General features: G+C 59.8%; 24 protein-coding genes. 10 read left to right on the top strand and 14 right to left on the bottom strand.

The window, feature by feature from the left end; translation table 11 throughout:
• Positions 1–3: 3 nt before the first annotated feature.
• Together ABXH05_RS02765 and ABXH05_RS02760 are read right to left on the bottom strand one after the other, a co-directional pair.
• Entirely contained in the window at positions 4–1,425 is a 1,422-nt protein-coding gene (locus ABXH05_RS02765; RefSeq protein WP_353559676.1) for an MBL fold metallo-hydrolase RNA specificity domain-containing protein, read from the bottom strand.
• Positions 1,422–2,261, bottom strand: coding sequence for an LOG family protein (locus ABXH05_RS02760; RefSeq protein ID WP_353559675.1), 840 nt, complete (start codon positions 2,259–2,261; stop codon positions 1,422–1,424). The genes ABXH05_RS02765 and ABXH05_RS02760 overlap by 4 nt, the downstream gene beginning before the upstream one ends.
• Positions 2,262–2,638: 377 nt before the next feature.
• Here ABXH05_RS02760 and ABXH05_RS02755 point away from each other — a divergent pair, with 377 nt between their 5' ends.
• On the top strand, positions 2,639–3,580 hold the full coding sequence (locus ABXH05_RS02755; RefSeq protein ID WP_353559674.1) for a sterol desaturase family protein: 942 nt from the start codon (positions 2,639–2,641) through the stop codon (positions 3,578–3,580).
• 5 nt (positions 3,581–3,585) lie between these two features.
• Here the strand turns inward: ABXH05_RS02755 and ABXH05_RS02750 are convergent, their stop codons facing one another.
• Positions 3,586–4,170, bottom strand: a complete 585-nt coding sequence (locus ABXH05_RS02750) for a TetR/AcrR family transcriptional regulator (RefSeq protein ID WP_353559673.1) — start codon at positions 4,168–4,170, stop codon at positions 3,586–3,588.
• Positions 4,171–4,275: 105 nt separating this feature from the next.
• Between ABXH05_RS02750 and ABXH05_RS02745 the strand changes: the two genes are divergently transcribed.
• Together ABXH05_RS02745 and ABXH05_RS02740 are read left to right on the top strand one after the other, a co-directional pair.
• Positions 4,276–5,181, top strand: coding sequence for a sterol desaturase family protein (locus ABXH05_RS02745; protein ID WP_353559672.1), 906 nt, complete (start codon positions 4,276–4,278; stop codon positions 5,179–5,181).
• Between the two features lie 27 nt (positions 5,182–5,208).
• A complete protein-coding gene (locus tag ABXH05_RS02740) occupies positions 5,209–5,916 on the top strand; it encodes a type 1 glutamine amidotransferase (protein WP_353559671.1) in 708 nt (235 codons plus the stop codon).
• Here the strand turns inward: ABXH05_RS02740 and ABXH05_RS02735 are convergent.
• Positions 5,913–6,602: an RluA family pseudouridine synthase gene (locus ABXH05_RS02735; protein ID WP_353559670.1), complete on the bottom strand. Its 690-nt coding sequence runs from the start codon at positions 6,600–6,602 to the stop codon at positions 5,913–5,915. The two genes, ABXH05_RS02740 and ABXH05_RS02735, sit on opposite strands and share 4 nt — an antisense overlap.
• Positions 6,599–7,183, bottom strand: coding sequence for a TetR family transcriptional regulator (locus ABXH05_RS02730; RefSeq protein WP_353559669.1), 585 nt, complete (start codon positions 7,181–7,183; stop codon positions 6,599–6,601). The genes ABXH05_RS02735 and ABXH05_RS02730 overlap by 4 nt, the downstream gene beginning before the upstream one ends.
• A gap of 99 nt (positions 7,184–7,282) precedes the next feature.
• On the opposite strand from ABXH05_RS02730, the gene ABXH05_RS02725 reads away from it, so the two are divergent.
• Positions 7,283–7,657: a nuclear transport factor 2 family protein gene (locus ABXH05_RS02725; protein ID WP_353559668.1), complete on the top strand. Its 375-nt coding sequence runs from the start codon at positions 7,283–7,285 to the stop codon at positions 7,655–7,657.
• A gap of 6 nt (positions 7,658–7,663) precedes the next feature.
• Here the strand turns inward: ABXH05_RS02725 and ABXH05_RS02720 are convergent, their stop codons facing one another.
• From ABXH05_RS02720 to ABXH05_RS02710, 3 genes are all read right to left on the bottom strand, one after another.
• Complete coding sequence (locus tag ABXH05_RS02720) at positions 7,664–8,206, bottom strand: PAS domain-containing protein (RefSeq protein ID WP_353559667.1); 543 nt, start codon at positions 8,204–8,206, stop codon at positions 7,664–7,666.
• Between the two features lie 185 nt (positions 8,207–8,391).
• The gene (locus ABXH05_RS02715) at positions 8,392–8,856 is read right to left on the bottom strand and encodes a flavodoxin family protein (RefSeq protein ID WP_353559666.1); all 465 of its coding nucleotides are present in this window, start codon (positions 8,854–8,856) and stop codon (positions 8,392–8,394) included.
• A gap of 23 nt (positions 8,857–8,879) precedes the next feature.
• Entirely contained in the window at positions 8,880–10,094 is a 1,215-nt protein-coding gene (locus ABXH05_RS02710; RefSeq protein WP_353559665.1) for an acetyl-CoA C-acyltransferase, read from the bottom strand.
• Positions 10,095–10,211: 117 nt separating this feature from the next.
• On the opposite strand from ABXH05_RS02710, the gene ABXH05_RS02705 reads away from it, so the two are divergent.
• Positions 10,212–11,129, top strand: coding sequence for an alpha/beta fold hydrolase (locus ABXH05_RS02705; RefSeq protein WP_353559664.1), 918 nt, complete (start codon positions 10,212–10,214; stop codon positions 11,127–11,129).
• Positions 11,130–11,197: 68 nt separating this feature from the next.
• Positions 11,198–11,683, top strand: coding sequence for a bacterioferritin (gene bfr, locus ABXH05_RS02700; RefSeq protein ID WP_353559663.1), 486 nt, complete (start codon positions 11,198–11,200; stop codon positions 11,681–11,683).
• A 114-nt stretch (positions 11,684–11,797) separates the two neighbouring features.
• On the opposite strand, the gene ABXH05_RS02695 is transcribed toward bfr, so the two are convergent.
• From ABXH05_RS02695 to ABXH05_RS02685, 3 genes are all read right to left on the bottom strand, one after another.
• The gene (locus tag ABXH05_RS02695) at positions 11,798–12,004 is read right to left on the bottom strand and encodes a (2Fe-2S)-binding protein (RefSeq protein ID WP_353559662.1); all 207 of its coding nucleotides are present in this window, start codon (positions 12,002–12,004) and stop codon (positions 11,798–11,800) included.
• Positions 12,005–12,228: 224 nt separating this feature from the next.
• Entirely contained in the window at positions 12,229–12,456 is a 228-nt protein-coding gene (locus tag ABXH05_RS02690; RefSeq protein ID WP_043949668.1) for a hypothetical protein, read from the bottom strand.
• 98 nt (positions 12,457–12,554) lie between these two features.
• Positions 12,555–13,199, bottom strand: coding sequence for a TetR/AcrR family transcriptional regulator (locus ABXH05_RS02685; protein ID WP_353559661.1), 645 nt, complete (start codon positions 13,197–13,199; stop codon positions 12,555–12,557).
• A 117-nt stretch (positions 13,200–13,316) separates the two neighbouring features.
• On the opposite strand from ABXH05_RS02685, the gene ABXH05_RS02680 reads away from it, so the two are divergent.
• Positions 13,317–14,705, top strand: coding sequence for a flavin monoamine oxidase family protein (locus ABXH05_RS02680; RefSeq protein WP_353559660.1), 1,389 nt, complete (start codon positions 13,317–13,319; stop codon positions 14,703–14,705).
• Positions 14,706–14,718: 13 nt separating this feature from the next.
• Positions 14,719–16,155: a flavin monoamine oxidase family protein gene (locus ABXH05_RS02675; RefSeq protein WP_353559659.1), complete on the top strand. Its 1,437-nt coding sequence runs from the start codon at positions 14,719–14,721 to the stop codon at positions 16,153–16,155.
• A 2-nt stretch (positions 16,156–16,157) separates the two neighbouring features.
• Here ABXH05_RS02675 and metE read toward each other — a convergent pair whose 3' ends face one another.
• A complete protein-coding gene (gene metE / locus ABXH05_RS02670) occupies positions 16,158–18,482 on the bottom strand; it encodes a 5-methyltetrahydropteroyltriglutamate--homocysteine S-methyltransferase (RefSeq protein ID WP_353559658.1) in 2,325 nt (774 codons plus the stop codon).
• A 185-nt stretch (positions 18,483–18,667) separates the two neighbouring features.
• A complete protein-coding gene (locus ABXH05_RS02665; RefSeq protein WP_353559657.1) occupies positions 18,668–19,150 on the bottom strand; it encodes a hypothetical protein in 483 nt (160 codons plus the stop codon).
• 184 nt (positions 19,151–19,334) lie between these two features.
• Between ABXH05_RS02665 and ABXH05_RS02660 the strand changes: the two genes are divergently transcribed.
• A complete protein-coding gene (locus ABXH05_RS02660) occupies positions 19,335–20,717 on the top strand; it encodes an MFS transporter (RefSeq protein WP_353559656.1) in 1,383 nt (460 codons plus the stop codon).
• A 52-nt stretch (positions 20,718–20,769) separates the two neighbouring features.
• Here ABXH05_RS02660 and rraA read toward each other — a convergent pair whose 3' ends face one another.
• A complete protein-coding gene (rraA, locus tag ABXH05_RS02655; RefSeq protein ID WP_353559655.1) occupies positions 20,770–21,252 on the bottom strand; it encodes a ribonuclease E activity regulator RraA in 483 nt (160 codons plus the stop codon).
• Positions 21,253–21,464: 212 nt separating this feature from the next.
• Here rraA and ABXH05_RS02650 point away from each other — a divergent pair, with 212 nt between their 5' ends.
• Positions 21,465–22,991 carry a flavin-containing monooxygenase gene (locus ABXH05_RS02650; protein WP_353559654.1) on the top strand — a complete coding sequence of 509 codons (1,527 nt, stop codon included), beginning with the start codon at positions 21,465–21,467 and terminating at the stop codon, positions 22,989–22,991.
• The last annotated feature ends 57 nt before the right edge of the window (positions 22,992–23,048 follow it).

Below are 23,048 nucleotides of genomic sequence, written 5' to 3'. Positions count from 1 at the left end.
CACCTAAACGGGCAACAGAACGAAGGTCTCACCGTGATGGGGCAACTGGGTCTGCCACCCAAGGCGCGTACTGATTTCATCCGCCAGTGCGGAGGATGATCCAGGTTCGCCATGCATGACAAAGGTCTGTTTGGGAGGCTGTTTGAAGGCGCTGAGCCAGTTCAACAAAGCGGACTGATCCGCATGGGCTGAGAACCCGCCCAGGGTGTGAACACTGGCCTGTACCGGTACATCGTCGCCAAAGATCCGGACATGGCGGGCGCCATCTACGAGGCGCCGGCCCAAAGTACCTTCCGCCTGGAAGCCGGTGATCAACACGGCGTTTTGTGGGTGCGGCAGGCCGTGGCGCAAATGATGTTTGATCCGCCCTGCGGTGCACATGCCGCTGGCGGACACAATGATGGCGCCGCCTTGAATGGTATTGAGGGCACGCGATTCATCAACGCTGCCGGTAAAGGTGATGGTGGGGACGCCATGGCCATTTGCCTGCCATTCGGCGAGGTTCCTGGATTGGGCATCAAACAGTTCAAGATGTTGCATGGTCAGGCGGGTGACAGCCGTGGCCATGGGCGAGTCGACGAACAGGTTGATGTTGTGAAGGCGTCCTGTGCGAGTCAGGTGATTGACGTAGTAGATAATTTCCTGGGTCCGTCCGACGGCAAAGGCAGGCACGATAATGTTGCCGCCCAGATCATCGAGCGTATGGGTGACCACGGAGACGAACTCTTCAATTGTGTCATCAAGGTTCTTGTGCTGCCGGTCGCCATAGGTTGATTCAATGAAGAGGATGTCTGCGTCTTCAATCAAGGTCGGGTCACACAGGATGGGCCTGTCCGGTTGGCCCAGATCACCGGAGAACACCAGTTTGCGTTCACCATCGGGCTCACGCACCCAGATCTCGATGATGGCCGACCCAAGAATGTGCCCGGCGTCGCGTAGTTGAAACCGCACCGCTTCGTGGGCGGATGTCTGCTCGTCGTAGTTGAGACCGCGCACCTGTTCGAGGACGGTTTCCACATCCTCAATGGAATAGGCGGCCTGGTGTGGCTGGCTGCTGCTCTCTTTGTTTTTCTTTTTGTTCTGGCGTTTGCGTTTTGCCCGCTCGGCTTCTGACTGCTGGATGTGGGCGCTGTCGCGCAGCATGATATCAAGCAGGTCAGCGGTGGCGTGGGATGTGTAGACCGGTCCTGTGAAGCCATGGCGGCTGAGTTTCGGCAGGAGGCCGCTGTGGTCGATATGGGCATGGGTCAGCAGAACGAAATCAATCGTGGCAGGATCAAAAGAAAACGGTGCGCGGTTCTTGCTGTCCGCATCGCGCCCACCCTGAAACATGCCGCAATCCACCAGAAATCGGACGCTGCCGGTTTCAATCAGGGTGCACGAACCGGTCACCTCCTGAGCGGCACCGTTGAATGTCACTTTCACGCAGACTGCTCCTGATAGAAGCTGTCGATAATGTTCACAGCCTCGTTTGCGGTTTCGACTATCTCAAACAGGGTGATGTGGTCGGCGTTCAGCATGCCTTCCTCAACCAGAAAACTGAAATCGATAGCGCGCTGCCAGAAGGCCTTGCCGATGAGGACGACCGGAATCTGCAAAATCTTCCGTGTCTGGATTAATGTCAGGACCTCAAACAATTCATCCATTGTGCCGTATCCGCCGGGAAAGGCGACCAGCGCCTTCGCGCGCAACAAAAAGTGCATTTTGCGGATGGCGAAGTAGCGGAACTGAAAACACAGTTCGGGGCTTGTGTAGGGGTTGGGGGTTTGTTCTGACGGCAGGGTAATGTTGAGGCCGATTGACCGGCTACCCGCCTCGTGGGCGCCGCGGTTGGCGGCTTCCATGATGCCTGGCCCCCCACCGGTGACGATGACATAGTTCTGGCCGTCACCGTTCTGCAAGCGCTGGGAGACGAGGCCGGAAAAGGCCTGGGCCTCAGCGTAGTACTTCGCGTATTCCACCTGCTTGCGGGCACGGGCGAGTTTGGACGGGGAGGCGGTGCTGCTGTCTGTTCCGTGCTCGAGAGCATCAAGGTGTGCGGCTGCCGCGTCAGGGGGCAGGATGCGGGCACTTCCGAACACGGGAATGGTTGAGCGGATGTCTTCCTGGCGCAGATACAGCTCGGGCTTCAGAAGTTCGAGCTGGAGGCGTATCGGGCGCAAATCATCTGTGGCCAGAAAATCAATATCGCGCGAGGCAAGCCGGTAGGCTTCACTGTCGTGTGGGCTGCTAGCCGTTTCGTCGTCCCGTTTTGATGTCATTGGGTTGTATCTGCCGATATGTGCCTGGGTGATGTCATGTGTTTATCCCCTTCGTATTGCGGCAGCACCATTGTGTGAGGTGCCCGTTTTGTTTGGAGTGTAACCCGGCATCTGGTGTGGTTGCTAACCTGTCTGGGTTGCTTATTGCCACAAGACCAATGCCTGAAGCTGACAAAATGCGGCTGGTTTCCAGGCTTTTTCTCTCCCTAGGCCCCTCTCATGTCCATCTGTGATTGAGGCGAGTGTCGCCTTGTTGCATCGGTTGCGACATAGTTTCCTCGTGCCTGCTTGCGGGCCGGGAACGCCTTCGTGTGTGATAAGGTCTGCGCAAAGTGATTTGGCGCGCCATGACGGCAGCCGCCCGGGACAAACCAGCCATGACACCCAGTGATCAGCCTCAGACGACTGCGGATGCTGCGCCTCTTGCGGGGCTGCAGGCGCTCGTCAGCTACACCGCATGGCCGGGGCTGATGATTGCGTGCGTGTCACTGACAGCGCTTGGCATGGCCTATGACCAGCCCATTCTGGGGTTCAATGGTGCCTATGTGCTGCTGGGCATCACGCTGCTTTTGCTTGAACGGTGGATGACCCATGAGCGCACATGGCTGGCGAGCGATGGACAGACCTTCGTCAATATCGCGCACACGCTTTTGAACAAAGGCATGGTGCAGGCCGCGGCTGCCGTGACGACGCTTATTGTCGTTGTGGAAGCGGTTGATCCGCAGCCGGGCATGTTGTGGCCGACGGAATGGCCGCAGTGGGCGCAGATCATTCTGGGGCTGTTCATTGCGGAGTTTGGTTTTTACTGGGCACACCGGCTGGGCCATGAAGTGTCGTGGCTGTGGCCGTTCCATGCGGTGCATCATTCCGTGACACGGCTATGGGTCATCAACACCGGGCGGTTCCACTTTGTGGATACCGCGTTGAGTGTGGCGCTCAGCCAGCCGCTGCTTTATCTCGCAGGCGCGCCGGTTGAGGTGTTCATGTGGGTGGGCGGCATTACCGCGTTCAGCGGGTTGTTGACCCATACCAATGCGGACCTCAAGACCGGGTGGCTGAACTACATCTTCAATACGCCGCAGCTGCATCGCTGGCACCACTCGAAAGTGGTGGCTGAGGGCAACTCCAATTATGGCGAAGTGCTGATGGCCTATGATCTGCTTTTTGGCACATGGTTGTTGCCGAACCGGCGGCCCCCTGCGGATATCGGTATTCGCGAGGAGATGCCCGCGGGTTTTGGCGCGCAGCTTGCCTACCCGTTCCGCACGCTGCGCACGATGCGCAAGGCGCGTGCTGCTGCGGTCCTTCCCGGCGAATAACGCTCTTAGCTGTTTGACTTTAAGAGGTTGGCCACATGGGTGTGGACGGCCTGCTTGGCGTTGGTCTTGTTGCGGGCTGTCGGGTTGATGGCGGCGATGAGGCCCAAGCCATCCAGCACGCCCATGAGAATGCGGGCTTCGTGCTCGGCATCGGCTTTGGGGGCAACAGCCTTGATGAGGGGGGCCAGTGCCCTGATCCAGCCTGTGTGCCTGGCGTCGTTTTCCTTGGCCAGAACCGGGTTGGATGCCGCGGCTGCCCAAAAGGCAATCCACACTTTCCATTCCAGCTGACGGGTTGTGTCGAGGGGCAGTCCTTCCTCAAGACACAGGATGAGTTTGTCGTGTGCCGGAAGGTCACGGGTGAGCAGGGCGTCGGTCCGGTCGCCTGCGGCTCCGTTGACGGCGCGCAGGGCTGCGAGCACGAGCGCCTCGCGATCCGCAAAGTAATGGGTGATGCGGCCGGTGGTGCAGTGGGCGGCCTCCGCCACCTTGCGCATGGTCAGACCTTCCAGGCCTTCTGCGGCGATGACCTGCCAGCTTGCTTCCACCAGTTCGGCGCGTCGGGTGTCATGATCAACGATTTTCGGCATGGGGGGAGTGTAGCTCACATCAGGTCTTTACAAAACACTTGTTTTGTAATAATTATTGCGTAACGTATGTTTTGTAAAAGACTGCAAGACTATCAGGAGGGCGACATGCTGGACTTTCTCAATGGGCTGCTGGCGATCCGCGATGTGGACCAGATCTGGCTGCTGATCGGCTTTATCGGCATTGAAATCGGCCTCGTCTGGCTGTTGCGCAAGAAGTACTACGAGGCAACGGACACGCTGTGCTCCGTCACTTTGGGTCTTGCCTATGCGCTGAGCATTGCGCTGGCGGCGGGCACCGTGCTGGCGGTCTATTACTGGGTCCATCAGTTTGCGGTCACCGACATTGACTGGACCGGCAGCGTGGTTGCGATCCTTGGCGCCTATGTGATCGTCGACTTTCTATTCTACTGGTACCACCGGGCGATCCATGAAGTGCGGCTTGGCTGGGCGGCGCATGTGAACCACCACTCAAGCCAGTTCATGAATGCCGGCACGGCGCTGCGCTCGTCTTTTGTGGAAGCGTGGTTCGAGCCGATTTTTCTCATCCCAGCCGTGTTGCTGGGCATGGACCCGCTCATGGTCGTGGCGTTGATCTCGCTCAACCATCTCTATCAATACTGGCTGCACACGCGGATTATCGGAAAGCTGGGCCCGATGGAGTGGATCATGAACACGCCGTCGCATCATCGGGTGCACCATGCCTCCAACATTCGCTACTGCGACAAGAACTATGCCGGCACGTTCATTGTGTGGGACAGGCTGTTCGGTACGTTTGAAGCGGAACGCGATGACGAGCCTTGCGTGTTTGGCATTCGCCACCAGCTTGAAACCCGCAACCCTATCAAAGTGACATTCCATGAATGGGTCGCGATCTGGAACGACATGCGCACGGCACCGTCGCTTCGGGCGGCCTTTGGATATCTGTTCCAGCCTCCTGGCTGGTCTCCCGATGGAAATGGGGAAACCACGCGGGCGGTTCAGGCAAAAGCACGTGCGGACGGGCTGATCTAACAATGTGGTCCGTGGTATTGAGGTGCCATGAAAATCGGCATTCTCAAGACAGGGCATATTCCTCGCAGGCTGGCTGACCGTCATCCCGATTATGACGTCATGTTTATGGACCTGCTTGCGGGCCGCGGGCTCGACTTTGACGTCTATGATGTTGAGAAGGGCGTGTTTCCCGGCGCGGTGACGGCTGCTGACGGATGGCTGATTACCGGGTCTGCGTGCGGGGCGTATGAAGATCACGGGTGGATACCGCCTCTGGAGGATTTCATTCGCGGCGCGCGGGCGCAGAGCGTTCGGACGATTGGTATCTGTTTTGGACATCAGGTGCTGGCCCAGTCCATGGGCGCGCGGGTTGAAAAATTTTCCGGCGGGCGCTCCATGGGGGCCGTTGAGTATGACCTTCCGGACACCGGTGAGACGCTGACGCTTCTGGCGTTTCACGGAGATCAGGTGATGACGGTGCCAGACGGTGCGCGGGTCATTGCGTCCAGCTCCTTCTGCAGGATTGCCGGTCTGGCCCATGACGATGACAAAGGCCGCCCGTGGGCCATGAGCCTGCAGCCCCATCCAGAGTTTGATGCGCGGTATGAGGCCGACCTGATTGATGCTTACAGTAATGGTCTTCCCGAAGAGGCCGTCGAGGCTGCTAAAGCGTCACTGACTTTGCCGCTCTCCAATGACACCGTGGCTGATCGCATGGCGGCGTTCTTCAAGACGGGCCTGTTTGCCGCGCGTTAGAACGGCGTGCGGGCGAAATAGGTCATGGGGGTGCCGCCGTCCGGGTGGCGGAAGGTGAGACCCAGGGCGTGCAACTGCAGGCGGTCGGCTTTCGCCAGCACGCGATCATCTGCATAGAAGTTATCGCCCAGGATGGGATGCCCCAATTCGCACATATGGACACGCAGCTGGTGTGAGCGCCCGGTCTCGGGGCGTAGCAGCAAGCGGGTGACATCTGCTTCGCGGTCCATGACCTGCCAGTGTGTGATGGCGGGGCGGCCCTCTTTGTGGTCGACCTTTTGTTTGGGGCGCTGGTCCGGGTCGGTGCCAAGCGGCAAATCTATCGTGCCGCTGTCGCCGTCCACGCATCCGTCAACGCGGGCGACGTAGTGTTTTGTGGTGCGACGGCTTTCAAACTGGCGGCTTAGATGGCGCTGGGCGCGGTGGTGGCGGCCCATAATGAAAACGCCGGACGTATCTTTGTCCAGCCTGTGAATGAGCTTGATGCCGGGATATTGGTCTTCCGCGCGGGCCACGAGGCAATCCTCAAGGCCGGGCCGGTTACCGGCCACGCTGAGAATACCGGCCTGCTTGTTGAGGATCAGGAGATCGTCGTCCACATGCAGCACATCCAGATAGGGCTCCATGGGAGGCGCATAGTCGAAGGGGCGGAGGGGCGCTTTGGAGTCGATGCGTGATGGGTTCATTTGGGGCGCGGCAATGCATCGAGGAAGGAAGTGAGTGTGCGCTCTACTTCCTTGCGGGTGCTGTCACCAAACTCAAGATGCAGGAACGCAGCTTCCGCCATAAGAGCATTTAACATGCGCGCGGTGACCAATGGATTGTTCAGGGCAATTTCCCCGGTCTTTTGCGCAGCTTCAAGAGATATCATCATGGCAGCCAGGCTGTATTCCTCCTCAATGGATTTCGCCTGCTGCCAGCCAAGGGCCTGGGGGCCAAGCTCAAAGAGAATGCGGGCTGTGACCGGTTGCTTGATCTGATCGAGCCAGGCGAGGGAGGCTCTGCGCAGGGTTTCAAGATGCGAGCGGGTGGCACCGACGCTTTGCGACGCAGCAGCAATCGACTGCCGTGATGTCTCGACGTAGATGGCTTCTGCGATCTCGGCCTTGCTTGTGAAGTGGTGATATAGGGCGCCTTTGCTGAGGCCAGTTGCCTCGAGGATCATCTGCGTCGTGGTGGCTTCATAGCCATGGCGCAGCATCAGGCGCTTTGCGTGCTTGAGCAAAGCGGTGCGGGTCTTTTCGCGGCGTTCGGTCTGTAGGGCCATGGAGGTCTTTTACGCAAAACCGGCTGTCATCAAAAGTCTTTACAGGCAGCAATTTGTCAAATACAAACCGCTGGTCGGTTTTATTTATGGAGAAATGTCATGTCTAAATTGCCCCTCAGCCTCGACAGTATGCTGGCTGCCTGGAATGAAAGTGATCCTTCGCGTATCCGAGGCCACCTTGATGCCGCGCTATCTCCAGATGTGGTGTTTGCGGACCCGGACAATTACGTGGTCGGCATCGATGCGTTTGAAGCGATGGTGCACAAATTCAGAGCGGATATTGAGAGCCCGAAGGCGGAGCGCACAAGCGGCTTCAATGTTCACAACAATCGGTATCGCTACAACTGGCTTGTCTCGTCAGGCGACACGCCGCTGATGCCGGGGATGGATGTCACGGAAGTTGACGACAACGGCAAAGTTGTTCGGGTCGATGGGTTTTTCGGGGACATTCCTGAACTTGGAGAATCCAAGTAGGACACGTCAGATGGAGCAGGGTGCCGGCTGGACAAAAAGCCCGCCAAGGACCCATGGCGTTGTGCCGTCTGAGCCAATCATAGGCACATGAACGATTTCCATTTCCAGGAATTCGCGATCAATCCCGTGAAACGTGCCGCGGGTGATGCGTGTGTTGCCGTTCATGGCGACATCGCGATAGTCGCCGGCATTTCGTGCAGCATCGGCAGGGTCATAGGCCTGCGAAATGCACAGGCCTGTGGCATCCACACCTACATGCTCGACAATCCCATGGCCGACCAGGCGGAAGCGCCAGTCGGTTCCGGGGGCGTCTACGGGTTCCAGCATGAAGAGATGAGGCATGATGCCGAGCAACTCACGGCTGGGCATGTCCGTACGCTGAGGAAGGACGCCGCGGGCCTGATGAGACTTGTAGTAACTCAGAAGGGTCTGACCGCCGTCGCTTGTTGCGGTGTCGCATATGATCAGCTGCGTGCGGATTTGCTGCCCGCCTTCGACAACGCCTTTGGCCTCATGGGCTGCTGGTATATCGCTTGCCAGTGATGACATCGACAATGCCCCGGAAAAACGCCCCTGAAGAGTGGCTACAGACGCACAGTCACGCGGGGGTTGTCCCGAGATCAATGTGCACGAAAATGCACATATAACGGGTGTTGTTTAATGAAATCTGTAGATGTTCTCATTTGGATTGTGGGGCATTTCCAGCAGTTTTGGGTGTGGAGACACAACCAGAGCTAGAAAATTCCAGCCTCAAGCCCGACGGCGAGTGTCATGCCGATTTCACCGCATGAGGGCAGAAAGGCGTCGTTCCATTCTCCCTTGCAGATCAGCGGATCGCAGACCTGTTTCCAGCGCAGACCGGTGAGAATGGTGTCGAGGCCGCGCTTCGTGCCGGTGCCGTCATTGCCCGCGCGGATGATGAGGGCGCAGGGCAATCCCTGTTTCTCCTCCAGGACCGGATAGTAGGTGCGGTCGAAGAAGTCCTTCATGGCGCCGGACATGTAGCCGAGATTTTCAGTGGTCAGCAGAATGATGCCATCGGCTGCCATCACGTCCTCAGCTGCTGTATCGAATGGTGAGAGGACGTCAGGTGTGATGCCTGCGATGTCGGGGTGCCGCGCGCCCGCTAGCACAGCGTCGCGCATGGCCACCGTATTGGGTGATGGCGCATGGGCGACGATGAGCAGGCGCTTTGTCATGTGCTCTAGCTACTCAGTGTTGGTTATTCGGCGCGTTCAAAGATGGCCGCAATGCCCTGGCCGATGCCGATGCACATGGAGACGAGGGCGTATTTCTTGTCCTGGTCTTCAAGGGCGCGAATGGCGGTGAGGGCGAGACGCGCACCGGATGCGCCGAGCGGATGACCGATGGCGATGGCGCCGCCGTTTGGGTTCACGCGCGGATCATCAAAGGCGACGTCCATCTGCTTGAGGCAGCCGAGCACCTGGGCTGCAAAGGCTTCGTTGAGTTCCAGCACATCCATGTCCTTGAGGGAGAGGCCCGCCCGGGCCAGCGCCTTCTTGGACGCGTCTACCGGGCCAAGGCCCATGACGCGCGGCTCAACGCCAGCGATTGCGGCAGAGACAAGGCGGGCGCGCGGCTTGAGGCCAAGGCTCGCGCCTTTGTCTTCACTGCCGATGATGAGGGCGGCAGCGCCGTCATTGATGCCTGATGCGTTGGCTGCGGTGACAACGCCACCTTCGCCATGGATGGGGCGGAGTTTTTCAAGGCCTTCTACTGTGGTGCCGGGCCGGGGGCCTTCATCGGTGTTGCAGATTTCCGGCGGGGCCTTGCGCTTGGCGGCAGGCACTTCGAGATCCATGATTTCATCAGCGAAGAAGCCTTTGGCGAGGGCCGCTTCGTATTTCTGGTGAGAGGCGGCCGCGAAGGTATCGGAGTCGGCGCGGGTGATGCCCAGACGCTCTGCAATGTTCTCCGCGGTTTGCGGCATGGTGTCATTGCCGATGCGCTGCAGCAGGTCGCGGTTGGGGAAGCGCCAGCCGATGGTGGAATCTTCAAGCTGCTGACCACGGTCAAACGGGCTGGTGGCCTTGGACATGACCAGCGGCGCGCGGCTCATGCTTTCAATGCCGCCGGCAATGAACATGTCGCCTTCGTCACACTTGACGGCGCGGCCTGCGTCCATGACGGCAGCAAGGCCCGAGCCGCACAAACGGTTGACGGTGAGGCCGCCGGTTTTTTGCGGCAGGCCGGCAATGAGGGAGGCGTTGCGGGCAATGTTGCGGCTGTCTTCGCCGGCCTGATTGGTGTCGCCGAGGATCACGTCCTCCACAGCCTCGCTATCGAGCCCGGAGCGCTTGAGCACTTCACGGATGGGGGCTGCAGCCAGCTCATCGGTGCGCAGGCGCGACATGGCACCGCCATGGCGGCCAAAGGGGGTGCGGACACCATCGAAAATGACGGGCTTTGCGGACATTGGGTTTGCCTCCGGCTAATGCAGTAATTTGTTGCCTGTGGGCTTAAGCCGTGGAGGCAATTGGTGCAAGCTTATGCCGAAACACGAAAAATAGCCCGGCTGGGGAGGCCTGAAATTATGGATTTCGTTCGTACACCTGACTCACATTTTGAGAACCTGCCGGACTGGCCCTATGCGCCGCACTATCTGGAGTGGGAGGGCCTGAGGGTTCATCACATTGATGAGGGGCCCAAGGATGCGCCGGTGGCATTGCTGACCCATGGAGAACCCACATGGGCATATCTCTCCCGGAAAATGATTCAGCCGCTGCTGGACCTGGGCTTTCGGGTGATTGCGCCTGACCTTGCGGGATTTGGACGCTCTGACAAACCGGTGGACGACGCCTGGTATGTCACCGAGCGGCATTGCGAGCGGCTGCGGCATCTGATCGAGACGCTGGACCTCACCGACATCACGGTCTTTGTGCAGGATTGGGGTGGACCGACCGGACTGCGGCAGGCGGTGGATATGCCTGAGCGGTTTGCGCGCATCGTCATCATGAATACATGGTTGCACCATGAAGGCTATGAGTATTCGCCCGGCATCACGTTCTGGCGCGATACGGCGTGCAACCCGCTGTGGCTGCGTGCGCTGGATGGCTTCTTTCCGGCCGGTGCCATTGTTGCCCTGTCAGCGCAGCGACCTGACGCTGACTTTGATGCGATCAAGGCGGCTTATGAAGCACCATATATGGAAGGCGGAGAAAGCCGGGCCGGGGTGCGACGGTTTCCGTGGTGCATTCCCAACTGGGAATATGAGGCGGGCAACGGCAAGGACCAGGAGCGGTGCTTTGAGGCACTCAAGACCCCGGGCAAGCCGGTGCATGTGATCTTTGGGGACAGTGATGGGGTGTTTACAGCTGAGTGGGGCAAGCAGTGGGCCTCGATGATTGAGGGTGCCACGTTCGATACGATCCCCCAGGCCGGGCACTTCGTGCAGGAAGAAGCGGGTGACGAAGTGATTGCCATTTTTGCCAAGCGGGCCGGACTAGCCTGACGCTCCCGTGCTAGGGTGCCGCCAAGCCAGAAACCCGATTCACCACAGTATGCGTAGGGAAGTTTGCGATGCAGGGCGAAAAGGTCGTCATCGACCACCTCAACAAGATTCTCAGAAATGAGCTGACCGCGATCAATCAGTACTTTCTGCATTCGCGGATGCTTGAAGACTGGGGGCTGTCAAAGCTGGGGGAGCATGAGTACGACGCGTCCATCGACGAGATGAAGCACGCGGACGAGCTCATCAAACGCATTTTGTTTCTGGAGGGGCTGCCGAACCTTCAGTCGCTTGGGCAGCTGCGCATCGGTGAAAATGTGGAAGAAGTCATCGCCAGCGATCTTGCGCTTGAAGTGGAAGCGATTGGCGATCTGAAGGACGCGATCGTGGATTGCGAAAACCTGCGCGACTTTGTGAGCCGTGAGTTGTTTGCGTCCATTCTGGAAAGCGAAGAAGAACACGTGGACTGGATCGAGACCCAGCAGAGCCTTATCGAGAAGATGGGCCTGCAGAATTATGTCCAGCTACATACCGAGTCCAAAGGGCCAGAAGCGTAGGCTTCTTTTCCGGCATATCGGTCTGCGAGACTTTCAGCGCGTCGTCGGGCAACCGGCGGCGCGTTTTTGCGCAGGTGTCGCGTTCAAGCTGGGCGCGCCAGAGAAACATGGGTGTCAGTCCGCAGCGTTGCTGAAAGCGGCGTGGGAGGCGGTGCGGGCTGCGTGGACCTGCTCGACAATTTCAGTCGCTGTATCGAGGCAGCCGCCGCAATTGGGACCATTGCCCAACGCCTCATAGGCTTCGCACGCTGTGCGTGCGCCCTTGCGGGCGGCATCAGCGATTTGCGTATCGCGGTAGGCATTGCAGCTGCAGACAAACATCGTCGGAAACCCTCGAGTCTCGGTTGATACAGAGACAATAATGAGAGCTATTCGCATTTTCAAGTGTTTCCGATGACCACGGTTAATCCGTCGCAACGGCTAAAACCCCTGAAAACGGGGAATTTCTGTTTCAGATACGAAAAAAGGCAGCGCCGAAATCCGGTCGCTGCCTTTTTGGATATGTGGGTAACCCGGCGAAATGGTCGGCCGGGAAGCTTGGGGACCTAGTCGTCCACGGTGCTTTTGACGAATGTCGCGGCGTAATACATGTCGCCGTCGAACAGGATGTCCGGGTCGCCGAGGCCGTCGGTCACCTGAAACTGGCGCGGCGTGATGCCGCCATCAAGACGGTATCCCTTTTCAGCCATGTGGCGACGGTGAAATTCCATCGCGGCAGGCGTGAATTCCTTGGCCAGAACAGTGATGCGGTCGGGCAGGTTTTCGTCGGACATCTGGTCAAAAGCCTTCTTGAAATTCCGGGTCAGAATCCGGGTTTGAATGCGGGCGGAGTATGGCGAAAACCGCCTGCAATGTCGATGGGCGTGGCGCGTCAGGACGCTTTGAGACCTTTGATGATTGTTGTCGCCATGTCACTAATGACCGTCTCGTCGTCTCCCCAATCATATTCAGGAATGGTGATGAGATTGAGCGCGGCGCCGTTGATGGCGGCAACGCAGACGCTGGTGGCGCGGTCAGGGTCGGCGATGCTCAGCAGACCCAAACTGACCGCCTTCCCGGCGACCTCGCGTATCAGGCCAAGGCTAGTGCGTGCGCCTGCATCGTCGGCCATGTAGGTGCCGTCGGGTTCCAATGGCTCATCCTGAATAAGAAAGATGGCGCGGAAGTCATCCGGACGCTGCACCCAGAAGCGGATGGTTTCCGTCAGCAGGCGATGCAGGTGGGTGAGCGGGTCCGCTGGGGTGGCGATGGTGTAGGATAATACGCCACCCAGTTCGCCGAAGATGTCCTGCCACAGAACTCGTAGCAGCGCTCGTTTGTTGGGAAAATAGGCGTAAAGCGCTGCCGGCGCACAACCCACTGCTGCCGCTAGCTTGCGCATCGACATGCCTTCATAGCCGTCACGGGCAAACAGGTCCCTGGCGGCGCGCATGATGCGGGCACGCATCTCGGCGGTGTCGGACTCGGTGCGGCGGGGGCGCCCGCGGGTCGCAGTTTTCGGGCGAATATCGGTCATGGATTGCTGATAGCACAAAAATCACTTGATTAAAATAAACGCGTTTACTAAATTATCGCTCATCGGCGGAACAGTGGGCCAATTCAGCCTGCCCGCACCCCTTGGGAGGATGTGTTGATGAGCGAGCAAGCAGGATCCATTGATCGGCGCGTTGACGTGGCAGTGGTCGGGGCCGGCATGGCCGGTCTCAAAACGGCACTGGAACTGGAGGCGCGGGGATTGACCGTTTGTCTACTGGAAGCCCGTGACCGGGTCGGCGGGCGTTTGAAGCCGGGCCACATTGCCGGCCACAAGATCGACAATGGCGGTCAGTGGGTCGGCCCGCAGCAAAAGCTGCTGCTGGCGGAAGCCGAAGCCCAGGGCGTTGAGAAGTTTGACCAATACCGTCAGGGCAAGTCGGTGCTGGATTTCAAGGGCAAGCTGTCGCACTCCCGCAGCGATGTGCCCAAGATGCCGTTCGTGTCTTTGCTTGATCTGCAACGCACTGTGTCGAAACTCGATGCGCTGGCTTTCTCCCTTCCGGCGACCGCGCCGTGGAGCGTCAAGAATGCAGTAGGTCTTGATGGTCAGACATTCGAGACGTGGATCCAGGCCAATGTCTGGACCGAACAAACACGCGAGTTTCTGCGCATGGTGACGCGGTCGCTCCTGTGCTGCGAACCCAAGCACGTCTCATTCCTGTACTTTCTTGAGTATGTGCGCGGCGGCGAGGGGCTGGATGTCCTGCTGGGCGTCAAAGGTGGCGCGCAGGAAGCCAAGTTCCGTGGTGGGGCACATCAGATCACCGAGAAGATGGCGGCGAGGCTCAAATCACCGGTCGTCTATGAAGCGCCCGCACGGGCGGTGACCCAGCATGATACCCATGTGGAGATTGCAACGGATCGCGGCACCGTGACAGCGGACAGGGCTGTCATCGCCATTCCACCGACACTGGCAAGCCGCATCAATTTTGCCAATTCATTGCCCGTCATGCGGGACCATCTGATGCAGCGCATGCCGATGGGCACAGTCATCAAGGTGCATGTGGCCTATGACAAACCGTTCTGGCGTGACAAGGGTCTGTCCGGGATGGGTGCCAGCGACCTCCTGCCCTGCAATGTGTTTTTTGATCAGTCTCCGGAGGATGCCTCTTGCGGTATTCTTGTTGGCTTCATCGATGCGGATGCAGCCGCCGAGTACTCGATCGCCGGCGACAATTCGCGCCGTCAGGCAGTGATCGACTCCGCCACCCAGTTCTTTGGCGCGGAAGCGAAAAACCCGATAGATTATGTGGACAATGACTGGATGTCTGAAGAGTGGAGCAAGGGCTGCTATGTTGCGCATATGGCACCTGGCGTCATGACCACCTTTGGCGAAGCGCTGCGCGAACCATGCGGACGCATTCACTGGGCGGGCACGGAAACCGCCACCCAGTGGCAGGGCTATATGGACGGGGCGTTGCAATCCGGTATCCGTGTTGCGGCGGAGATCGCAGAGCAACGCGGCCTGCGTATGGCGGCGGAGTGAGGAGCAGACCACCATGGCATCTCATGACTGGACCCGGCGCCGCATGCTGGGCACGGCAGCTGGGGCATCGGCACTGATGGCAACTGGCATCTCGGTTTCGGCGACGGCCGCCCGGGCGCAACCGGTGGACCATGACGTCATTGTTGTTGGCGGTGGGCTTGCAGGTCTGACGGTAGCGCGGCGGGCGAAAGAGCAGGGGCTGTCGGTGTTGCTGCTGGAAGCGCGAGACCGGGTCGGCGGGCGCGTTCATTCAGAAGCCCTGCCATCGGGAACGCGGATCGATCTTGGCGCTCAATTCATCAGCGACTATCAGCCGAATGTGACGGCACTGGGCAAGGAAGTAGGGATCACCACGCATCCGGTGGATGTGCCGGGCGATTATCTTTTCGTGACCAGCAGTGGTGATGCCGTCAGCTATGGCCCCGAGCAGGAACCTCTGTCGTTTACCGGGCAGCTGCGGGCCCTGTGGAGCTATTTCCGCCTTGGCAGCGCCATGGACGGTGTCAGCATTACCGATATGGCAGACCTGGACGCCATCAACGCGGCAGACTTCATCCGCTCAAAGGTGTGGGGGGAGGATCTCGATCGCCTGTTCAGCGGCAATTTTGCAGATGGCCTGTGCATGCGCCTTGAACAGATATCCGCCTATGAACTGATGCAACAGAGTGAGACCATGGGCGGGCTCGACGGGGCCGAAAACGCCGAACAGTGGTTCATCGATGGCGGTGCGGGCGTTCTGGCGGATTACCAAGCCTCGCATCTTGAAGGGGGCATCCTCACCGGCACACCGGTGTCCGGCATTGTTCAGGATACGGAGGGTGTCACCGTTACAAGCGGTGCCGGGATGTTCCGCGCGCGCCGCGTTGTGATTGCCATACCGCCGCAGCTTTATCCCAACCTTGGCCTGATGCCCGTGCTGCCGGCAGACCGACAGGCGGCGCTGGGGACGTTCCAGCTGGGCCGCGTGTACAAGACGCTGGCCGAGTTCGAGACGCCATGGTGGCGCGAGGGTGAGCTCTCGGGAGCCATCGACAATCCTGGCGGCCTCTTTCACGGCATTTCCGACGCCACACCTGCTGGCGCATCGACCCATCTGCTGGTGGCGTTTACCTCAGGGCCGCGGGCGGATGAGCTGGGTGCGCAGGCGCCGGACGAAGACGCACGCATCACCGCGTTCACCCGTTTCCTGTCCAAGACCTATGGCCGTGATGTGCCGGATGCGATTGGCGGGCGCTCTTATGACTGGAACGCTGACGGGTTCAGCCTTGGCGGCTATGCCAGCAGGCGGGGCATCGGCGGCTGGTCGGCGGCGTTGGACCTGTTTGCGCCGTTCGGGCATCTGCATTTTGCGGGGACGGAAACGGCGGATGAATGGCGCTCCTACATGGATGGTGCCATTCAGTCCGGCGAGCGGGCGGCCAGGGCGATCCTTGCCGACCTGGCCGCCTGACATCAGCTTGCGCCGAGGCGGGTGCGCGCTGCCTTGGCGGCGGTCACCATGTTGGCGAGAGATGTTTCCACTTCCGGCCAGCCTCGGGTCTTGAGGCCGCAATCGGGGTTGATCCACAGATGTTTGGGATCAATCACATTGGCGGCTTTCGAGATCAGGCGTTCGATTTCGTCAGCATCGGGCACGCGCGGGGCGTGAATGTCCCAGATGCCGGGGCCGATGTCGTTGGGGTAGTGGAAGTCGCCAAAGGCTGCCAGCAGTTCCATGTCGGAGCGTGACGTTTCAATAGAGATCACGTCCGCATCAAAGGCGGCGATTGCCTCCATGATGTCGTTGAACTCCGAGTAGCACATATGGGTGTGGATCTGGGTTGCGTCCTCCACCGGTGAACCGGACAGGCGGAAGCAGTTCACGGCCCAATCCAGATAGTCGGCCTGGTCTGCCTTGCGCAGGGGCAAGCCTTCGCGCAGAGCCGGCTCATCAATCTGGATGATGCGGATGCCGGCCTTTTCAAGGTCCGCCACTTCATCGCGGATGGCGAGGCCGATCTGCCGACACGTGTCTTCGCGGCTTTGGTCATCACGCACGAAGGACCATTGCAGGATCGTCACCGGGCCCGTGAGCATGCCCTTGACCGGACGGTCCGTCAGGCTCTGGGCATATTTCGTCCAGTCCACGGTCATGGGGCCGGGTCGCGACACGTCCCCGAAGATCACCGGCGGGCGGACGCAGCGCGAGCCGTAGCTTTGCACCCAGCCGTTTGACGTGAAGGCGAAGCCGTCGAGCTGTTCGCCGAAATATTCCACCATGTCCGTGCGCTCGAACTCACCATGCACCAGCACGTCAATGTCGAGGGCTTCCTGCTTGCGGATGGTGGCTTCGGTTTCGCGCTCCAGGAACACCCGATAGTCAGCGTCGCTCAGGTCGCCGCGCTTGTTGGCGACGCGGGCCTTGCGGACTTCGACGGTCTGCGGGAAGGAGCCGATGGTGGTTGTCGGCAGGGGCGGCAGGCCCAGGTCGGCCTGTGCCTTCTGGCGTTCTGCAAACGGACTTTTACGGTCTGTGGCTGACGCATCCAGAGAGGCGATGCGGCCGCGCACCAGCGGGTTGTAGGTGTGTTTGGAGTTGGCGCGGGTGGCGGCGGCTTCCGTGCTGGCGCGCAGGGTGGCAGCCACAGTCTCTTCCCCGTCCCACAGGCCGCGGGCAAGCGTTGAAATCTCATCCAGCTTTTGTGTGGCGAATGCGAGCCAGCTTTTGAGTTCCAGATCGAGTTTGCTTTCCAGGCTGACATCCACCGGCGTGTGCAGGAGGGAGCAGCTCGACGCAATTTCGATGTCGCCCTCGTGGTGAGAGGCAAGCTCCTTTGCCCGCGCGAGGGTTGGCGACAGATTTGTGCGCCAGATGTTGCGGCCATCCACGAGGCCCAGTGACAGGGTCTGGTCTGCTGTGAGGTCGGACGCAACTTCTTTAACGTCATCGCTGCCGCGCAGGCAGTCCATGTGCAGGCCTGCAACGGGCAGGCTGGTGGCCAGGTCCTGATTGTCGCCGAGGCTTCCAAAATAGGTGGTGAGCATGATCTTTGGCGCGACGGGGGCGAGGGCAGCGTAGGCCTGTTTGAAGGCCTCAGAGGCACCGGCGGGCAGGTCTGTGACGAGGATGGGTTCGTCGATCTGCACCCAGTCGACGCCTGCTTTCTTCAACTGGGCGAGAAGGTCTGCATAGACCTCGAGCAGTTGCGGCAGCAGGGACAGAGGATCAAGCCCCTCACTCTTGGATTTGCCAAGCAGCAGGAATGTCAGCGGTCCGATGAGGACCGGACGGGTTGTGATGTCCAGGGCGCGGGCCTCCTGCCAGGCATCCAGCGGTGTGGTGCGGGCAAGGGAGAAGCGTGTCGCGTCGTCAAACTCCGGCACGATGTAGTGGTAGTTGGTGTCGAACCACTTGGTCATCTCCATGGCCGGGGCGGTGTCGGTGCCGCGGGCGCAGGCGAAGTACGTCGCATGGTCGATAGGCGTGCCGGGCTGCCAGCTGAAGCGCTGGGGGATCGCGCCAAGCAGAGCGGTCATGTCCAGCATCTGGTCATAGAACGAAAAATCATTGGACGGGATGACGTCGATGCCGCGCTGCCGCTGGGCGATCCAGTGGCGGGTGCGCAGCTGGGCGGCGGTTTCGTCCAGCGTTTCAGCGTCGCTGTCACCGCGCCAGAAGGCTTCGGCGGCAAACTTGAGTTCGCGGCGGGCGCCGATGCGCGGGAAGCCGAGGACGGCGGAGCGGACGGATTTTTGATCTTTGGCGTCTGGTGACGCGGGTGACGTGGGTTCGGTCATGGCAGGCGGCTCCCTGAAAAGCCCTGACGCCTTGGCTGACCGTGCACACGGACATCAGGCGGGGCGGTTGGTGACGCCGCGCAGCCTAAAGTGAGTCGAATAACAATATCAAGATATCTTTATATAACGAATCTTCAAGTATGTCTTTGGGGCAGTTTTCCGGGATTTTTCATGTAGCCGGTGTCCTAGTTCCGAAGGCGCGGGTGCATATAGAGGCCTGCCCGGCCAAGCCGGCGGGCGAGGGTGAGGGCGGAATCGCAGGCGAGGCGGGCGGTTGCCGGGGGTAGCCAGCTTTCCAGCGCGGTTTCACCGCCGATCACGGCGTCATCCTGAAAAGCTGAGATCACCCGCAGCAGGGCCAGTTCATCGGTGCCCAGATGGCGGTGATGGCTGCCGAAATTGAGGTGGCGGCAGGCGCCGTGCAGGGCCATCAACATCAGCTCGTCAAACGCCTCATCGCTGCCGCCGCACCGGGCCAGGGTAAAGGCCTGGGCAATCATCGCGCGGCTGCCGGTGACAGCGCCGCGATCCTCCCACCACTGGCGTGCGGCCCAGATAATGAGCCGGGGCGCAAAGGACAGGGTGTCCATGCAGGCCGGTTCAAGGTCCACAGCCGTTGGGCAGGTGGCGGATGTGCTGGAGGCGGGCGGGGACGGAAACTGGCGCATGACGACTCGCGAATAAAGTGGGTTGAAAGGACGCTCACTTAATAGTTATTGCGAGGCATTCTCAAGTAAGAATTGCGGTTTATGGCGTTTCTTGAGGCTGCGGGGGGGCTGTGGGGCTGCTAAGGTCCCGGCCTGCTTCGCATTTACGGGTCTTGCAGATGCGGCAGATTGCTAGGGGAACTTGATGACAGCTGAAGCAACTCAATCTCGTACAGGGATTGCGGCCGGGGCCTTGCCCGTTTCGACACGGGCGGGATATGGCGTCGGCGATTTTGCCGTGAACTTGTTCTTTCAGTCGGCGCTCCTGTTTTTGCTGTTTTTCTATACGGACGTTGCGGGCATTGCGGCGGCCACGGCGGCGTCCATTTTTCTGGTCGCTCGCGTTGTGGATGCGGTGACGGACCCGGTGATGGGCGTGATTGCCGACAGAACCCGCACCCGGTGGGGTCGGTTTCGTCCCTACGTTCTGGCGGGCGGCCCGTTGCTGGCGGTCATGGGGGTGGCGACATTCACGGCTCCCGATCTGAGCCCTGAAGGCAAGGTGCTCTATGCCTATGTGACCTACATTCTGTTCGGTATCGCCTACACGGTGGTGAGCATTCCCTATTCATCGCTTACGTCGGCCCTGACCGAGAACTCTCATGAGCGCACGGTGCTTTCGACCTATCGCATGGCCTTCGCCATGCTTGGCGGGCTGCTGGTTGCGGCCATGACGACGCCGCTTGTGGCAGCGTTCGGCGGTGGGGCCGATGGCTTCCAGATGACGATGGTGGTCTATGGTCTGATTGCCTGCGCCTTGCTGGCGGTTACGTTTTTCACCACCCGCGAGCGCAAGTTTGCCCATGAGGATGTGCCCGGCGTCGCGCAGATCGTCCGTGCCCTGAAGGCTGGCGGCTGGCCGCTTGCATTGCTCATCTTCGCATTCTGGATGGGGATGATGGCATTCACCGTCCGCTCGGCGGCGATCATCTACTACTTTGTCTACAATGTGGGTCAAGAAGACCTGGTGCCGGTCTTCATGGTCAGCGTCGCGGTATTCAACTTCATTGGGATCATAATTGTGCCTGCGTTTGGCAAGCGGCTGGGCAAGCGGGCGACCTATCTGCTGGGGGCGTTTGGTGGCTGCCTGTCTGGCGTTGCGCTGTACTTCACACCGACGGATCAGGTCGTGTTGATTTTCCTGGTGTCGTGCATCGGCGCGATCATGTTTGCCGGGCCGACGGTGATGGCCTGGTCGATGCTGCCGGATGCGGTTGACTATGCGGAGCTGCGGTCAGGCGTGCGGGCAGATGGCGCAATCTATGCTGCCACCAGTTTCTTCCAGAAGATGGCGATGGCCGTGGGCGGGGCGGGCGCGGCGCTCATTCTGTCGTTTACGGGCTATGTGCCCAATGTTGCGCAGGCGCCGGAGGCCCTGGGCGGCATTCTCTTCATGGTGGCGCTTGGGCCGGTGGTCCTGTTCGTGCTGGGTGCGGTCGCGATGCTGTTTTATTCGCTTACGGATGAAAAATTCAGCGAAGTGTCGACGGCACTGGCGGAACAAAGAGCAGCGCGACTGGATGTGTGATTCAGTCCTGCCATATCCCCGGATCAAGTCCGGAGATACGGTGAAGCAGTGCCTAAAGCTCCTTGTCTGACACCACGATGCCGTCGCGATCAGCGTAGAGCCAGTCGCCGGGGCTGATGGTGTGGCCGGCGAAGGTGACGGGGACGTCGTATTTGCCGCCGTCGGCCTTGACGGATTTTTTGGGGTGCAGGGCGAGCGCCTTCACACCGATGTCAAATGTTTCGATTTCGCCGATGTCGCGGATGCAGCCATAGACGACGACGCCGGACCAGCCGTTCTTCTCGGCAAGCTCTGCGAGATTGCCGCCGAACAATGCGCAGCGTTCCGATCCGCCGCCATCCACAACCAGCACCTGTCCATTGCCGGGGCTTTCCACCGCTTCGCGCACCTTGGCATTGTCCTCGAAGCATTTGAGGGTTTTGACGGGGCCGTGGAAGGCCTCGCGGCTGCCGAAATCAGCAAAGATGGAATCCAGCACGCGGACGGCATCGCCGTGGTCGTCGGACAGGTCTGTGGTGGCGGGGCTCTTGGCCATGGAACTGCTCCCGTGAAAGGTTGGTTTCGCCCTTGGTAGCACGGCCACCGGGGGGCGCAGAAGACCCGGATAGGTCGGCATGTGACAAGAGTCTATGCGGACAGGAAATCCGCGTTATTCTAACTCCTGAAAATATATGGGATTTTCACGATGCCGGACGGCCCGCCAAATGAGGCGGCTGCATTGTGATGAGGAAACAACGGGAGACACTCATGGCGGCAGTTCATGATCTTGCGACCTATCGCGACACAGCAGGCGCCAATGCAGGACCCATGCGGGTTGCCATTATCGGTGCCGGGGTGGCGGGCATCTGCCAGGCGATCAAGCTGCAGGAAGCGGGCATCGAGTTCACGATCTATGAGAAGGCCAACGACATCGGCGGCACGTGGCGGGACAATACCTATCCCGGCTGCTCGTGTGATGTGCCGCTGCATCTGTATCAGTACTCTTTCGAGATGAGCCCGGAATGGCGCAACAAGTTTGCCGATCATGCGCAGATCAAGGCCTATCTTGATCGTGTGGTTGAGAAATACGGCCTGCGCCCGTTCATCAAGCTCAACTGTGCTGTGGACAGCGCGGTCTTTGATGAAGCCACGGGCACCTGGCAATTGACGACGGAACATGGCGAGCAGGTGGACGCCAATGTGCTTGTCGCGGGCACGGGTCAGCTCAACCGTCCGCAGTTGCCCAATATTTCGGGGACGGAGGACTTCAAGGGGGACGCGTGGCATTCAGCGCGGTGGAACCATGATGTTGATCTCAGCGGCAAGCGCATTGCGGTGATCGGCAATGGCGCCAGCGCCATTCAGTTTGTGCCGGAGATTGCCAAGCAAGCGGGCAATGTCACCATTTTCCAGCGGTCGGCGAGCTGGGTGCTGCCGCGCCCGGAGCGGATTTTCAAGGAGTGGGAAAAGAACCTCTATCGCCGCTTCCCCTGGCTGATGTGGATCCAGCGCACACGCATGTGGCTGAATGGCGAGCAGCTGCTGCTGAGCTTCCGCCATCTGGGCTGGGCGCTGAAGAAGGGGCACGTGAAGGAATCCGAAGAATATGTGTCGGACCCTGAAAAGCGCGCCAAGCTGCTGCCGGACTATGACCCGGGCTGCAAGCGGGTCCTGTTTTCCAACGACTGGTGGCCCGCTATGGGGCGCTCAAATGTGGACATTGAAACCACGGGCATTGAGCGCATTACCGAGACAGGCATCCGGACGGTAGACGGCACCGACCACGCATTTGACGTCATCGTCTATGGCACGGGGTTTGACACCAATCACTTCCTGGGGCCGGTGGACGTGAAGGGCCTTGGCGGGCGTGACCTGCGGACGGAATGGAAAGACGGGGCCGATGCGCATCTGGGCATTGGCGTATCCGGCTATCCGAATTTCTATCTGTTGTATGGGCCCAACACGAACCTTGGGCACAACTCGATCATCTACATGATTGAGTGCCAGGCGGCTTATGTGACGCAGATCGCGCGCAAGCTGCGTGATGGCAATCTGGCCTATGCAGATGTGCGGGCGACGGCCCAGGCTGAATGGGACAGGGGCGTGCAGGCAGACAACGCCAAAAGCGTTTTCGCGTCCGGCTGCACCAGTTGGTACAAAACGGCTGATGGCCGCATCACCAACAACTGGCCGAACTCAACGCTGACCTACAAGCGCATGACCAAGCGTGTGAACTGGGACGACTATGCCGTGGTCGCGCGCGGGGCCGGGCAGGTGCAGGCGGCTGCGGAGTAGCAGCTCCAAGCTGTGTTGGTTTTGTGTCTGAGCGTCTGGATCGGTTCGATTCTCAAT

This window comes from Pyruvatibacter sp. HU-CL02332, from assembly GCF_040362765.1.
GTDB lineage: Bacteria > Pseudomonadota > Alphaproteobacteria > CGMCC-115125 > CGMCC-115125 > Pyruvatibacter.
The sequence above is the reverse complement of the archived record's forward strand: the minus strand, read 5'-3'. Positions and strand labels throughout refer to the sequence as shown.

What these genes read in the sequence shown, in the direction of transcription:
- metE (WP_353559658.1), bottom strand. Translation starts at nt 18,482, where the DNA reads ATGACCGAACCCACGTCACCCGCGTCACCAGACGCCAAAGATCAAAAA.
- ABXH05_RS02715 (WP_353559666.1), bottom strand. Translation starts at nt 8,856, where the DNA reads ATGACAAAGCGCCTGCTCATCGTCGCCCATGCGCCATCACCCAATACG.
- bfr (WP_353559663.1), top strand. Translation starts at nt 11,198, where the DNA reads ATGCAGGGCGAAAAGGTCGTCATCGACCACCTCAACAAGATTCTCAGA.
- rraA (WP_353559655.1), bottom strand. Translation starts at nt 21,252, where the DNA reads ATGGCCAAGAGCCCCGCCACCACAGACCTGTCCGACGACCACGGCGAT.
- ABXH05_RS02705 (WP_353559664.1), top strand. Translation starts at nt 10,212, where the DNA reads ATGGATTTCGTTCGTACACCTGACTCACATTTTGAGAACCTGCCGGAC.
- ABXH05_RS02745 (WP_353559672.1), top strand. Translation starts at nt 4,276, where the DNA reads ATGCTGGACTTTCTCAATGGGCTGCTGGCGATCCGCGATGTGGACCAG.
- ABXH05_RS02710 (WP_353559665.1), bottom strand. Translation starts at nt 10,094, where the DNA reads ATGTCCGCAAAGCCCGTCATTTTCGATGGTGTCCGCACCCCCTTTGGC.
- ABXH05_RS02665 (WP_353559657.1), bottom strand. Translation starts at nt 19,150, where the DNA reads ATGCGCCAGTTTCCGTCCCCGCCCGCCTCCAGCACATCCGCCACCTGC.
- ABXH05_RS02760 (WP_353559675.1), bottom strand. Translation starts at nt 2,261, where the DNA reads ATGACATCAAAACGGGACGACGAAACGGCTAGCAGCCCACACGACAGT.
- ABXH05_RS02730 (WP_353559669.1), bottom strand. Translation starts at nt 7,183, where the DNA reads ATGGCCCTACAGACCGAACGCCGCGAAAAGACCCGCACCGCTTTGCTC.
- ABXH05_RS02695 (WP_353559662.1), bottom strand. Translation starts at nt 12,004, where the DNA reads ATGTTTGTCTGCAGCTGCAATGCCTACCGCGATACGCAAATCGCTGAT.
- ABXH05_RS02735 (WP_353559670.1), bottom strand. Translation starts at nt 6,602, where the DNA reads ATGAACCCATCACGCATCGACTCCAAAGCGCCCCTCCGCCCCTTCGAC.
- ABXH05_RS02740 (WP_353559671.1), top strand. Translation starts at nt 5,209, where the DNA reads ATGAAAATCGGCATTCTCAAGACAGGGCATATTCCTCGCAGGCTGGCT.
- ABXH05_RS02685 (WP_353559661.1), bottom strand. Translation starts at nt 13,199, where the DNA reads ATGACCGATATTCGCCCGAAAACTGCGACCCGCGGGCGCCCCCGCCGC.
- ABXH05_RS02675 (WP_353559659.1), top strand. Translation starts at nt 14,719, where the DNA reads ATGGCATCTCATGACTGGACCCGGCGCCGCATGCTGGGCACGGCAGCT.
- ABXH05_RS02660 (WP_353559656.1), top strand. Translation starts at nt 19,335, where the DNA reads ATGACAGCTGAAGCAACTCAATCTCGTACAGGGATTGCGGCCGGGGCC.
- ABXH05_RS02720 (WP_353559667.1), bottom strand. Translation starts at nt 8,206, where the DNA reads ATGTCATCACTGGCAAGCGATATACCAGCAGCCCATGAGGCCAAAGGC.
- ABXH05_RS02650 (WP_353559654.1), top strand. Translation starts at nt 21,465, where the DNA reads ATGGCGGCAGTTCATGATCTTGCGACCTATCGCGACACAGCAGGCGCC.
- ABXH05_RS02750 (WP_353559673.1), bottom strand. Translation starts at nt 4,170, where the DNA reads ATGCCGAAAATCGTTGATCATGACACCCGACGCGCCGAACTGGTGGAA.
- ABXH05_RS02725 (WP_353559668.1), top strand. Translation starts at nt 7,283, where the DNA reads ATGTCTAAATTGCCCCTCAGCCTCGACAGTATGCTGGCTGCCTGGAAT.
- ABXH05_RS02680 (WP_353559660.1), top strand. Translation starts at nt 13,317, where the DNA reads ATGAGCGAGCAAGCAGGATCCATTGATCGGCGCGTTGACGTGGCAGTG.
- ABXH05_RS02755 (WP_353559674.1), top strand. Translation starts at nt 2,639, where the DNA reads ATGACACCCAGTGATCAGCCTCAGACGACTGCGGATGCTGCGCCTCTT.
- ABXH05_RS02690 (WP_043949668.1), bottom strand. Translation starts at nt 12,456, where the DNA reads ATGTCCGACGAAAACCTGCCCGACCGCATCACTGTTCTGGCCAAGGAA.